Source organism: Enterococcus sp. AZ095a (assembly GCF_050546735.1).
Taxonomy (GTDB): domain Bacteria; phylum Bacillota; class Bacilli; order Lactobacillales; family Enterococcaceae; genus Enterococcus_D; species Enterococcus_D entomosocium.
In genome coordinates, this window is record NZ_CP172953.1 from 2,598,103 (window position 1) to 2,611,058 (window position 12,956).

Consider the following 12,956-nt stretch of genomic DNA (forward strand, 5'->3'; position numbering starts at 1 on the left):
AACGCCTTGTCAACGTTTCCAAGTTTGTTGTACAATAAAGCTAAAAAAGGACATGTTTTTGTTTGTTTTGTTCAATTCTAAAAGGAGTTTCTCTATGAAGTTAGTTGCTGAATTGCTTGCTACACCACGCTTTTCCAATTTGCGTTTGTTGACAGATCCCATTACCGCGGAAATTCCCGTCGACAGTATCGAAATCACTGAGACCCCCGATATCGCCCACTATATTCCTGAGCATACCTTTATCTTAAGCACGGCGATGGTTTATAAAGATAATCAAGGAGCACTGCTTGAACTGATTGATTCCCTCGTAGCCAAAAATGCCGCTGGATTAGGCATCAAGATCGGTCGTTTTTTGGATGTCATCGATCCTGAAGTCATCGCCTACGCCGATAGTTTAGGTTTCCCCATCGTAGAAGTACCTGCCACGATGCCGCTGGGCCGTTTGATGCACCAGCTTTTGAATTTACTATGGAACACCAAAACCGAGCAGCTGAGTTATGCCTTAGATATCCAAAAACGGTTCTCTGCTTCCTTGATGAAGGATGTCAGCATCGCTCGCTTTATCGCTGATTTTGGCCAAATGGTCAATACACCGATCATTTTGTTGAATCCTTTCAAACAAGTGATTGCCCATTCCAAGCATTTCACCCGCATGTCAAAACCCGCGGAGTACTACATCCATCAATTAGGACAAACGAAAGGGGTTTTTACTGGTGAAAAAAGCGGGGCGATCCCTATCAAAGATCTCCATGAAAAAACGTCACAAATTTCTTATTATGCCATTGAAACCTCCACTTATTTCCCCCATTATTTAGTCATTTTGAATCCTGAGGCGATTCCTTATCCTGTCTCGGATTTTGCGCTGGAACAAGCAGCATTGGTCTTGTCGTTTATGCTCTACAAAAACCAAAAAGTGCAAGAATCTTTTGAAGATTTAAAAAGTGACTTTTTAACACGGATGATCGAATACCAGCAATCTTCCAAACAGGAACAAAAAGATTGGTTAGATCTCGGAAAGACTTACGGGTTGGTCAAAGCCCGCCATTATCGTGTCATCTATGGTGCCTGTGAACCAACCAAAGAAACCAAAGACAAAGACAAATACCTAAAAGAAGAAAGTGACTTGGTCTATCAGTGGTTTAGTGAACAACTGCCTTATCGCATCAAAGATGTTTGTCTCTTTCGCTTAAAGGGCAGCAATCACTTTGCGATTTTCGTGCAGCATAAGTGTGATGCCTTAGAAGACCATTTGATTGAGACCGCCAATGCTTTGACCAATCGGTTGCCTTTTCGAATGGCCTTTGGTGTAGGGAGTGTCTGTGAAAGCATCAATGATTTAGCCAGCTCTTACATTGAAGCAAAGACTGCTTATGAAGAACGAAGAGGCCAACATGATTCTCCCATCGTCTCTTTCTACCATCAACGGGGAATGCGGAGTCTATTTGAAAAAATGAGCCCTGAAGATATCCATTATTTCTGCCGCACGATCCTCAAAGAATTGGCGTTTCCGCAAGAAGATGCCACCATCGAATTGCGCAAAACCTTACGGGCTTACTTGGATTATCAATGTGAGATCACCCGCACCGCCAAAGCCTTGTTCGTTCATCGCAATACGATCAAATACCGCATCGAACAGTGCCAAAAGCTACTAGGAAAAAACGTGCATGATCCTAGCATTAGCCTGGATCTGCGCTTAGCCCTTGAGCTGTCGGAAGAAGGCGACTAATAGGCGAATCAAGCAGTTGGATCGCTGGTGTTACCCAGCGATCCTTGTGCCTGCTTCACCTAACAATGCTAAGTCTGCTTCTTCCAATGAGCAGATGATTGCCGTCTTTCCTTGCTTGGCAAACGCAATCGCTGCTTCCATTTTCGGCCCCATACTGCCTTCTGCAAAATGCCCCGCATCAAAATATGCTTGCGCTTCACTTACGGATAATCCCGTTAATTTTTCTTGCTCCGGTGTTCCGTAATTGATATAAACGTTGCTGACGTCGGTCAGCATCATAAATACATCGGCATCCACTTGTTCTGCCAATTTTTTCCCAGTTCGGTCTTTATCGATGACTGCTTCGATCCCTTTCAAGCCTTCCGCTTGTTTTACGACTGGAATCCCACCGCCGCCACCAGCGATCACGATGGTATTTTGATTCAATAAATGAACCATTGATTCCACGCCGTGGATCGTCACAGGTTGTGGGGATGGCACGACGCGACGGTACCCACGTCCAGCATCTTCTTCCATCACCCAATGTTTTTCCTCAGCCATTGTTTTTGCTTCTTCTTCTGAGTAGAACAAGCCGATCGGCTTCGTTGGCTTTTCAAACGCGGGATCATCCGCTGCCACTTCCACTTGAGTCAATAAGGTCACGACATTGCTGGTCAGTTCTTCTTGATCGATTTTATTTTTGATGCTTTGCTCCATCAAATAACCGATAAAGCCTTGTGACTCTGCATTGCAGACATCCAGTGGAAAAGGCGGCACGACTTCTTTGGCTTCTTCATTTTGTCGTAAAATATTGCCGACTTGCGGCCCATTGCCATGCGTCACAACGATTTGATGGTCAAGTTTCTCGATTTTAGCGATCTGTTCTGCACTTAACTGGATATTTGCAAGCTGTGTCTCTACGGTCGCTGGTTGATTCGGTTTTAAAATTGCATTGCCCCCTAGAGCGATGACCACTCGTTTTGCCATATGAATTCCTCATTTCTATTGTTTTGAAATTGATTGATACTGCGAGCAAACCCTGCCAAAAAGTCAGCCCCCGAGGTATGACCGATCGCTAGTATCTCTTTGATTACTTGGTAAAAAGCCGCTGAATCGGTACACCTGGTCAAGGATAACGCCGATTGATTGAATGCGCCTGTCAACGCATGCAGAAGATAATGTTTACTGACGTCAGTCGTCAAATCATTGACTGTCAACAGCCTTCTTTGTAGATAAGCCACCAAGCGGGTATCTTCTTGCCCCATCACTCGGCGAGCCAGCAAATGACCAACTAGCATATCATCGCCTGTGGGGGTCAATCCGACACCCCGTCCGACTAAATAAGCGACTGCTTGCCGTTGTTCTTTAAATGAAGGCGTGCATAGCTGATCGATTGCGTCATAAAACGGATGATTGCTGCTGATGGTTTGTGAAACAGCTTCTTGAATCCCCGTCTTTTCCGTGACATGTTGGAGGGTTGACCAAAACAGTTCTCGATCAAATGGGGCTGTGCCAGCTGGGAAGGTGGTTGTAAACATGGCTGCCTTTTGAAAAGACAGACGATGATGCGGAAAATGGATCACTCGTTGCTGAACCAAAAGAGTGGTACCAGCAAGCAAGTCGGTCGCCAACGCTGCATAATCGTCGGCAGCTAAAATCATCCCTTTGGGCACGCGAGCCGCTTGTTTAGAGACACAGATCAGCTGATCCTGACGAGGATCTTGCAGATTGAAACTATGCTGAAACACACTGTGAACGAGCCAGGTGCCATTGATAAATGCGGGTTCAAATAAAGCTTGGTCGATCCATTTTGCCTGTATCATCGCTAGGTTGCTCCTTTTCACGTTTTCAGACCCTGAGTTATTCTTCAAATCCTAATTTTTTTGCATAAGCCAAGACAGCTTTTTCAAAGCAATCCATTGGTGGTGTCACTGTCCCGGCCCCAATTTGTCCCCGTCCAGCTTGTTTGTTGGCGATCCCTGTATTGATCACCGGTAAGATCCCTGTTTCCACGACTTTCCGAGCATCGATCCCTAAACAGATCCCTTTGAAGTCCCATGTAGGAACGGGAAAATTCGGATTGGTATCAATGGAGATCTCTAACATCTCATTGCTGGTTTTCAACGCATCGTGAAATCCGCCGGAACCAACGAAGCGTGTCACAGCTGGGGCAGCAATCATCGCCATTCCCCCAACACCAAAGGTTTCCGTAATGGCACTGTCGCCCATATCTGGAGAGGCATCTTCTTCACTGAATCCTGAGAAATACAACCCTTTTGGTGTATTGACAGGACCGGTAAACCACTCGTCCCCCATACCAGAAATACGGATACCGAATTCATGCCCGTTGCGACACATTGCTGTCACAACCGTTCCTTCTTCAATCGTCCGGGCGCCATCAAGCACCGCTTTTGAAGAAGCCATCATGATATTCAAGAAAAACTGATCCGTGTCTGCTAGAAACTGAATGACTTCTGGTTTTTCTTTTTCAAATCCTTCAAGGGTAACGATCGCTGGTGCTACTTCTTTTAAGAACGCCAACGAAGCAGCGATATTCCGTTGATGGAACTCATCCCCCATGGCGATTGCTTTTGCGACTAAGACATTGATGTTCAAGCCATCGGGTTTTGTTTGTAGTGCAGCACTTAAAACTGGTGCTAACGTATTTTTCATCCAATGCAAGCGATCAATGACTTCTTGAGAATAGGCGCCAAAACGTAAAACTGCCCCAATCCCTTCGTTCATCGTACAGTACGCTCGGTTGCCGTCTGTTTTGTTTTCCACCACGAGAACCGGCATATTGGCAGAGGTGATGCCCCCCATTGGGCCAACCGCTTGCACGTGGTGACAAGGAATCAGTTGAACTTCCCCAGATGCTAATAAATGACGTACCTCTTCTTCCGTTTCGCCCCAGCCTTCAAAAAGTCCCGCTCCAACACAAGCGCCTTGAATCGGATCGATCATCTGGTCGTAGCGGATCGGTGGTCCTGCGTGCAATAGGACTTTTCCTTCACCTAATTCTGGAATGACACTGACTGCTGGAACGACATCCAACAAAAAAGGCGAACCGGCAACGATCTTGGCAATAACGGCTTGGTTTGCTTCTTCAATAGTTTCGTACACGATAACTTCCTCCTACTCTGATAGTGACACTTGTGCTAAGAAACGTAAGGCTTTTTGTAACGTTACGTTCCCACCAGCAATTGGCTGCCAGTCGTATTGAACGACTTGACCGTGATGCGTCTGGATCGCTTCTGCAAAGCTACGCAACCCTACATTGATGAACGCGTCATTCGACAACAATTCGCGGCTCTTTTCAGATGGCTCTGGCAACCCATCGGCAGTTGTCACTGCTTTTGGCAACAGCTTACGACTAATTGGGGAAAAGGGATGGCCGAGCATTGCTAAAGCTTTTTTGACTGCTTGGGCATTGCTTTGACACAAAATCACGCCAGCTGCGGTTAAAATCTCTGCTTGCTCGTTGCTATCTTGGGGGTCTAAATCAGTTCCAACGATCGTAGCGATCACCGCTAACTCCCGACCAGCTGCTTGTGCTTCTTCCTTCAATGATTTGATGGTCGGTGCCAATTCACTCGCCATATCTTGATGAGAGCCGTACCCTAAAACGATATCTAACAAAATCACTGCCGTTTCAGGATCTTCCCCCGCTTGTTTCAACAGTTCGATCCGCTTTGTTGGGTCGATCATCGGATGGGGCTTGCCTTGAGTATAAATGTCATCACCTAAATCGATGATCTCATGGCCAGCTGCTTTTAAGATGTATCCTTCCTGATGGGTATCTTCTTGTTCCAGATTTAATCCTGCTTTAACAAGCATCGCTGCTTCGTACGCCAATGTTCCGCCAGAATAGTAAGCTTTGATTTTTTGTTGTTCAGGTCCAAAAGTGGCAGCTGCTGTTTCCTCTTTCACTGGCTCTAGTCCAATCTGTTCTTGACGTAGCAGCTGCACGGCTAATTGAGCCGCTTCTTCCAGCGTGTAGGCTCGGTAAAGATTTTCTTCGTGGTCCGTTGGCTCTTCCCCAAGAAAAATCGTGACTGCAGGTTTTGTTCCTCTTCTTAAAAGTGCCAACACTTCATCTCGGACACGTGGTGCAGGTGGTTTGGAGATCACCACGATCACCTCCGTATCAGGATCGTGTTCCAAGGCAAGAATGCTATCTTTCATGGTGATCCCACCGACGGCTTCTTTGAGATCTCGTCCACCGGTTCCGATGGCTTGTGTCACACCGGCACCCAATTTATGAATAATAGTGGTGACTTCTTGGATACCAGTACCCGAAGCGCCGACAACACCGATTTTCCCTTTACGGACGGCATTGGTGAAGGCTACTGGTATCCCATTGAGAATCCCTGTGCCACAATCTGGTCCCATTAAAAGAAGTCCTTTTTCATGCGCCAGTTTCTTTAGCCGAACTTCCTCTTCCAATGAAACGTTATCACTGAAACAAAATACATGTTTGCCCGCTGCTAATGCGGTTTCAATTTCTGGTGCTGCCATAGTACCGGGAATCGATAAGACAGCGACCTTCGCATCTTTTCCAAGATCTAAGGCTTTTTCCCAAGTTTTGACGCTTTGGGTTTCCTCTCCTGCGCTATTGCTTTGGTCCGATAAGAAGGCATCGATTTCTGACAGGACTGTTTCGATGATTTCTTCCTCTTCGATGTCTAAAACGAGCACCATATCGTTAGATGTCGCATTGCTCATCTCCTCGGTATAAAGACCACCCGTCTTGAAAATGTCCTTATTGGCAGGTGTGCCCATCATGACCGAAGCGTTGTTGATCCCTTCGATCGTCAGTAGACGATTGGTCAAAAGCATTAAAACAATGGAATCTTGGTAATTGTTTTTTTGAATAATAGTGTGTAACATGGGTCTCCTCACTCTCCTGTTCCTGTCTGTGCAAAGGCATCTGACCCAGAATACTGGTCAAAATGAACCGTGTCGCTAATGAGATAGCGATAAATGTTCTTCTCGATGGGAATGCCTTCTGCCATATATTTTTCATAGGTTAGTTGATTGATCTCGCCTGGATAATAGACTTGCTGGAACTGTTCAGCAGCCGGTATGTCGTGCAGTTCGGCAACCATCGTCTCCACCGACTCTTTAAATGTGTCTAAATCTGTAAAGCGTTGCGGATCGATCAGCAAAATAAATTGCCCTAAGTCGCGACCTTTCGTCAGATCGTTGTACATAGAGGAAACATGCTTGCCAAAAGGCAGCCCAAGGAGCATTCCTGATAAGATATCCACCATCATCATCAACCCAAAGCCTTTTGGCCCTGAGATAGGCAGTAAGCCGTGGACATGATGTGGATTCGTCGTTGGCTTGCCATGAGCATCCACGGCCCATGTCGCAGGAATCTCTTTATTTTTGGAGCGAGCATCTAATATTTTGCCCCACGCTTGGACCGTCGTTGCCATGTCAAAGACCACCGGTGCCCCCTGTTTTCGTGGTGCGGCAAATGCGATTGGATTGGTACCAAAATAATTTTCTTTGCCGCCAAAAGGAACCACCATTGAATCTGATTGGCACATAGATAATGCAATCAAGTCAGCTTCTGCAGCTTTTTTGACATAGTAGGATAGCGCCCCACTATGACTCGTTTTCCGTACACCAACCGCCGCGATCCCAGAACGTTTGGCCATCTCAATGGCATGCTTTGTCGCTTCTAATACAACGACCTGCCCTGCGCCATTTTGACCGTGAACGATCCCGCTGCTAGGCCCAGTCTCTTCAAACGTGATCTGTGGAGTGCGATTCATTCCACCTTTAGCGATCCGCTCTGCGTAATAGTCTACCCGTACAGCCCCATGAGAGTGGATCCCGCTGGCATCGGCAAAGACCAAATGCTCTGCAACGATGGCTGCGTGCGCTTCAGACAAACCAGCAGCCGCTAATTTTTTTTGGATCAATTGCTGTAACTCTTGTGACTGTACAATAACCGTCTCTTCCATTTTCTAAACTCCTTTAAATTTCCGGATCGCGGTTGCAATCTTTGGAATAAATATAGGTCAATGGTTCGTCACGACCAACACCATAGGCCGCTTGCTGTACATAGGCACTCATGAAAATGTAGTCGCCTTTTTCCACTGGGAACCACTCATTATCTAAGTTATACATCCCTTTACCTGACAGTAAGTACGCTCCATGTTCTTGGTAGTGGGTCTCAATGTAGCCATGACTTGCCCCTGGTTCAAAGGAAAGGATATGGATATTCATGTCAAAGCCCAGCTCTTTTGGTAAGAAATCCCAAAGCAAGACGTCTTCCATCCCTTCGTATTGGATCGGTGTCAACTCTGAGAGATTCCCCACTACTTTGTAGGCTTGGTGATTTTCAAGTGGTTGGTAACGTTTCTTATACAAGAACACTTCTGTCGCTTCTTCTTGGAGATTTTTCATATACAGTTTTTCTCCAGCAGGCAGATAGATATAGCCTCCGTCCGTCAATGTATGGGTTTCTTTGCCATCACTTACTTCCAGTTTGCCCGAGATGACATACAAAAAACTCTCGATCTCTGGACCGCCGAAGCCCAATTGGTTGGCGCCATCTTTTTTGAATGAAATGATGTAATCGACAAAAGACGCCCCTAATTTTGGTGTGCCGAGTATCGAACATTCACAGTTTTCGAAGCCTGGAATGACATTATTCACTAGCCCATCATGCGGCAAGATCGCAAAATTATTTTTTCTAATGACTGCTCGTGATTGCAGCAATCCATCTAAATAGCCCGTATTATTATTTTTGTATCCCATGTGTGTCCCTGCTTTCTATTCTTTGTATGCTAGCTCGTAAAGGGAAGCTGCTAAAACTTCTACCCCAGCTGTTAAATCTTCGATAGTCGTTGCTTCGGCTGGGTTGTGGCTAATCCCATCAATACTTGGTACAAAAAGCATCGCCGTTGGAAAATGTGGTGCAATGATTTGGGAATCATGCCCCGCCCCACTATGCATGACTTTGTAGCGTTTGCCAGTTTGCTTCACCGCGTGTTCCACCGTGGCAACGATCGTATCGTCCATCGGCACAGGGCGTTCATCCATCCATAGATCCATCTCCACTGTCAAGTCATGCTCTTGGGCGATCGTTTGAATGATCTGTTCTGCTTCAGCAGTAAAGGCATCCAATAGCTGCCCATCAGTATGGCGACAATCCATCGTAAACAACACTTCACCAGGAACCACGTTGACCGTATTCGGTTTTGGCTCAACTTTACCGAATGTCACTACTAATGGATCCCCAAGCTCTAAGCCACGGTCGATCACTGCGGCACACATTTTGGCAAAACCATACACAGCATCTTGGCGATAGCCCATCGGTGTGGTTCCTGCATGATTGGCTTGTCCTTTTAAGACAAAGGTGTAGCGCTTTTGACCAGCGATACTATTGACGACACCGATCTGCAAATTTTCTTTTTCTAAAACACTGCCTTGTTCGATATGGATTTCCACGAAGGCTTTAATGTCTGAACGAACCGGTTCTTGTGGGTCGCGAAAATCAAAGCCTTGGCGTTGCATCTCTGCCACGAAGCTATTGCCTTCAAAATCTGCGATCGCTTCAACATCGGCTTTTTTGGCCTCTCCGACAAAGTTTTTACTTCCCCAAAAAACGGTTGGAAAACGACTGCCTTCTTCTTCTGCCATTGAGATGACTTCCAAGGAGCGTAAAGGTTGCCCATAGGTCTCTTTTAAATACTTGATCGCTAAAGCAGCAGCAACGACCCCGTATTGACCGTCTAATGTGCCACCGTTGACGACGGTATCGATATGTGACCCTGAAAGAATCGTTTCTTCTGGATACTGGCTGCCTTCCATTCTGCCGAAGAGATTGCCGACTGCATCATAGGACGTCGTTAAGCCAGTTTTTTTTAATTGTTTTTCTACAAATGATTGCGCTTCTTTCCATGAATCGGTATAAAGCAGTCTAGTCATTCCTCCAGTTGGATCATTCCCAATCTGAGATAATGCATCGATCATTGCCGCTACTTCTTTTTTCAACTCCATTGTTCTGCCTCCTTTAATTTATACGGTTATTGTAAGCGTGTTACTGAAGGACATCATTGTTCACTTTCGACAAAACCGTTTCTATTTTTAGTCATAACGCTGTTTTTTAAACCGCTTCCTTCTCCTATACTCTTCCTTATACTATCGAAGAAGAGAAAGGAAGAAAACAATGGTTTATCCTAAAAATGCCTTTGCGCAAACAGAAAAAATCCAATTTGACACCTACGGCACTTTGCCGTTAGAAGTGACGATCCTAAAAGCAGCGCAGCCTCGGATCAGCCTTTTGTATTTTCATGGTGGTGGCTTCCTCTATGGTCAGCGGGAAGACCTTCCGCAGGATTATGTCCACCAATTGCTGGCTGCCGGTGTTAGCCTTTATCTCTTTGATTATCCACTGGCTCCCGAAGTAGCGCTGAACGACATTTACCTTCATACAAAAAAGGCAGTGGAATGGTTTTTGACAGAGGGCTGGCACTTCAGCGGCGTTGGTGCAAATGAGTACATTCTATTCGGTCGCTCCGCCGGCGGTTTTTTAGCGACCTTACTGACCGCACGCACAAAGCATCCGGAGCAAAAAGGCTTGATCCGATTTTACGGATACCAAGAGTTGTTTTATAAAGAATTTTTGCAGCCGGCACGCTTTTACACGCAATTTCCGAAAGTCCCGCCACTCGACGCCGAAGCTATGATCGAAAGCCAACCAATCACCCACGGCACGTTAGAAAAACGATTCCCTTTGTACCTTTCCGCCCGTCAATATGGCAACTGGCAGCGTTATTTAGGCAATCGGGAACAGCTGGCAGCCTTGGCGATTCCTGCTGCCGCTTACAAAGACTTTCCTCCTTGCTTTGTCGTTCATTGCAAAAAAGATCCAGACGTTCCCTTCAGCGCCTCCGAAGCTTTCGCTGCACAAGTCCCCCGTGCCAAAACACTTTGGCTCGACTTAGAACAGCATGACTTTGATCGGACACCAAATGCGATCGCTGATGACTGCTATCGAGAGATGATTTCATGGCTCCTTTTAACAATAGAGAAAAATTAAGCGCAGATTTGGCCATGCTTCTTTAGTAAACAAAAACAGGCGATCTTCAAAGGAATGTTCCCTCTAAAGATCGCCTGTTTTTTGATTATAGTGAGTTGAAGGTATTCACGACATTCTCAACACTGAAGCCGAATTCCGCTAAGACTTTGTCACCAGGTGCGGATGCACCGAAATGATCGATCGCAATCACTTTTCCATGACAGCCAGTGTAACGTTCCCAACCAAATGGGGAAGCCGCTTCGATCGCTACCCGTTTCTTCACTGCTTTTGGCAAGACGCTTTCTTTGTATTCTGAACTTTGTGCTTCAAACAAATCAAAGCTTGGTAAGGAGACCACCGATACATCGATGCCTTCTTCTGCCAATTTAGCTTGTGCTTGGACCGCAAGATTCACTTCAGAACCTGTGGCGATCAAAATCCCCGCTGGTGTTTCACCAGCTTGTTTTGAAATCACGTAGCCACCTTTTGCGACATTTTCATCGGCACCGGTTTGCGTGCCTTCGATCACTGGTAGATTTTGTCGGCTTAAGACTAAGACCGTTGGTTTATCCGTTGTCGTCATGGCCAATTTCCAGGCAGCACGGGTTTCATTGCCGTCTGCTGGACGAATCACTTGGACATTTGGCATGCACCGGACGCTGGCTAATTGCTCGATTGGCTCATGCGTCGGTCCATCTTCTCCCACCGCCACGGAGTCATGCGTCAAGACATAGATCACAGGTGCATGCTGGATCGCAGACAAGCGCACCGCTGGACGCAAGTAATCAACGAAGACGAAGAAGGTTCCGCCATAGATTCGCGTACCGCCATGCAATTGGATTCCGTTCATCGCTGCCGCCATCGCAAATTCTCGGACACCAAACCAAATGTTGCGGCCTTCGTATTGGCCAGGTTCAAAGTCTTTTTCTGCTGCCACCATCGTGTTGTTGGAACCAGAAAGGTCAGCCGATCCGCCCCAGAGACTAGGGACGGCTTTGGATAAGGCTTGGATCATCTCTTTGCTGGATACCCGGCTAGCTTGTGAGCTGCCAACTTCGTAGCTTGGTAATGCTGCATCCCAATCTGCTGGCAATTCACCCGCAAAGGCTTGTTTGAATTGCGCCGCAAGTTCTGGGTAGGCTGCTTCATAGGCATGGAAAGTTTCGTTCCAAGCGGCTTCAGCTTTTTGTCCTTCATCGATCATGGTTTCTTTGAAGCGCGCGGCAACTTCTTCAGGTACGGTAAATTCTGGGTATTCCCAACCATAAATCGCTTTGGCTGCAGAAATGCCTTCGGCACCGATCGGCGCACCATGAACGGCAGAGGTGCCTTGATTTGGCGCACCGTATCCGATCACAGTCTTGATTTCGATCAAGGTTGGTTTGTCGCTTTCAGCTTTTGCTTCGTCGATCGCTTTCGAGATCGCTTCTAAATCATTGCCGTCTTCAACGAGAATGTGTTGCCAGCCATACGCTTCAAAACGCGCACCGACATTTTCTGTAAAGGCTTTTGAAGTTGGGCCATCTAGGGAGATGTCATTTGAATCGTACAAGACGATCAGTTTGTCTAATTTTATGTGACCCGCCATGGATGCAGCTTCTTGCGAAACACCTTCCATCAAGTCGCCATCGCCACATAAAGCGTAGGTATAGTGATCGATGACTTGATACTTTTCGCGATTATAGGTTGCAGCCAAGTGGGCTTCGGCCATTGCCATACCGACTGCCATGGCGATCCCTTGTCCTAAAGGTCCAGTGGTTGCTTCCACGCCGTCTGTGTGATCGACTTCTGGATGTCCTGGTGTGCGGCTATCCCATTGACGGAAGTTTTTTAGATCCTCAATGGTCACATCGTAACCAGACACATGCAACAAGCTGTACAATAACGCCGAACCGTGTCCAGCAGACAAAACAAAGCGGTCACGATCCACCCAGTTGCGAGAAGTTGTTGGATTGACTTTCAAGTGTTTGGTCCACAAGGCATAGGCCATGGGTGCTGCCCCCATCGGTAATCCTGGATGTCCTGAATTGGCTTTTTGTACGGCTTCGATACTTAATGTACGAAGGGTGTTCACTCCTAATTGATCGATTTTATCAAATAATTTTTTCAATTAAATTGCCTCCTTCACTTTCTTCAGCCAGCATGTTTCTATTCACTGCCTTTTCACAATAGAAAAGAACCAGACACCCAAAGTTTACAGGCTAGGAGGCA

Annotated in this window: 10 protein-coding genes; 2 read left to right on the forward strand and 8 right to left on the reverse strand. The window is 46.5% G+C overall.

Annotated features, from left to right (window positions below; all coding sequences use genetic code 11):
• Positions 1-94 precede the first annotated feature (94 nt).
• Positions 95-1,726 (forward strand): PucR family transcriptional regulator, encoded by a 1,632-nt coding sequence (locus IGJ26_RS11960; protein ID WP_016613699.1) that lies wholly within the window; start codon positions 95-97, stop codon positions 1,724-1,726.
• A gap of 30 nt (positions 1,727-1,756) precedes the next feature.
• Here the strand turns inward: IGJ26_RS11960 and arcC are convergent, their stop codons facing one another.
• Genes arcC through allC form a run of 7 tightly spaced genes read right to left on the reverse strand, consistent with a single transcriptional unit; the run spans position 1,757 to position 9,724 of the window.
• Positions 1,757-2,692: a carbamate kinase gene (gene arcC / locus IGJ26_RS11965; RefSeq protein ID WP_008379225.1), complete on the reverse strand. Its 936-nt coding sequence runs from the start codon at positions 2,690-2,692 to the stop codon at positions 1,757-1,759.
• Complete coding sequence (locus IGJ26_RS11970; RefSeq protein WP_034872369.1) at positions 2,665-3,528, reverse strand: DUF2877 domain-containing protein; 864 nt, start codon at positions 3,526-3,528, stop codon at positions 2,665-2,667. Before IGJ26_RS11970 ends, arcC begins: the two co-directional genes overlap by 28 nt.
• 37 nt (positions 3,529-3,565) lie before the next feature.
• Entirely contained in the window at positions 3,566-4,828 is a 1,263-nt protein-coding gene (locus IGJ26_RS11975) for a DUF1116 domain-containing protein (protein ID WP_005234461.1), read from the reverse strand.
• 12 nt (positions 4,829-4,840) lie between these two features.
• Positions 4,841-6,595 (reverse strand): acyl-CoA synthetase FdrA, encoded by a 1,755-nt coding sequence (fdrA, locus tag IGJ26_RS11980; protein WP_008379230.1) that lies wholly within the window; start codon positions 6,593-6,595, stop codon positions 4,841-4,843.
• 8 nt (positions 6,596-6,603) lie between these two features.
• On the reverse strand, positions 6,604-7,680 hold the full coding sequence (allD, locus tag IGJ26_RS11985; protein ID WP_005234452.1) for an ureidoglycolate dehydrogenase: 1,077 nt from the start codon (positions 7,678-7,680) through the stop codon (positions 6,604-6,606).
• Positions 7,681-7,693: 13 nt separating this feature from the next.
• Entirely contained in the window at positions 7,694-8,479 is a 786-nt protein-coding gene (allE, locus tag IGJ26_RS11990; protein WP_016613701.1) for a (S)-ureidoglycine aminohydrolase, read from the reverse strand.
• 15 nt (positions 8,480-8,494) lie between these two features.
• Positions 8,495-9,724, reverse strand: a complete 1,230-nt coding sequence (gene allC, locus IGJ26_RS11995; RefSeq protein WP_016613702.1) for an allantoate deiminase — start codon at positions 9,722-9,724, stop codon at positions 8,495-8,497.
• 169 nt (positions 9,725-9,893) lie between these two features.
• Between allC and IGJ26_RS12000 the strand changes: the two genes are divergently transcribed.
• A complete protein-coding gene (locus IGJ26_RS12000) occupies positions 9,894-10,766 on the forward strand; it encodes an alpha/beta hydrolase (RefSeq protein ID WP_016613703.1) in 873 nt (290 codons plus the stop codon).
• Between the two features lie 85 nt (positions 10,767-10,851).
• Here the strand turns inward: IGJ26_RS12000 and tkt are convergent, their stop codons facing one another.
• Complete coding sequence (gene tkt, locus IGJ26_RS12005) at positions 10,852-12,855, reverse strand: transketolase (protein WP_194199698.1); 2,004 nt, start codon at positions 12,853-12,855, stop codon at positions 10,852-10,854.
• Positions 12,856-12,956: the final 101 nt, after the last annotated feature.

Bases quoted from the DNA above. Each gene is read 5' to 3' on its own strand.
- IGJ26_RS12000 (WP_016613703.1), top strand. From the start codon at position 9,894: ATGGTTTATCCTAAAAATGCCTTTGCGCAAACAGAAAAAATCCAATTT.
- allD (WP_005234452.1), bottom strand. From the start codon at position 7,680: ATGGAAGAGACGGTTATTGTACAGTCACAAGAGTTACAGCAATTGATC.
- arcC (WP_008379225.1), bottom strand. From the start codon at position 2,692: ATGGCAAAACGAGTGGTCATCGCTCTAGGGGGCAATGCAATTTTAAAA.
- IGJ26_RS11970 (WP_034872369.1), bottom strand. From the start codon at position 3,528: ATGATACAGGCAAAATGGATCGACCAAGCTTTATTTGAACCCGCATTT.
- IGJ26_RS11960 (WP_016613699.1), top strand. From the start codon at position 95: ATGAAGTTAGTTGCTGAATTGCTTGCTACACCACGCTTTTCCAATTTG.
- allC (WP_016613702.1), bottom strand. From the start codon at position 9,724: ATGGAGTTGAAAAAAGAAGTAGCGGCAATGATCGATGCATTATCTCAG.
- allE (WP_016613701.1), bottom strand. From the start codon at position 8,479: ATGGGATACAAAAATAATAATACGGGCTATTTAGATGGATTGCTGCAA.
- fdrA (WP_008379230.1), bottom strand. From the start codon at position 6,595: ATGTTACACACTATTATTCAAAAAAACAATTACCAAGATTCCATTGTT.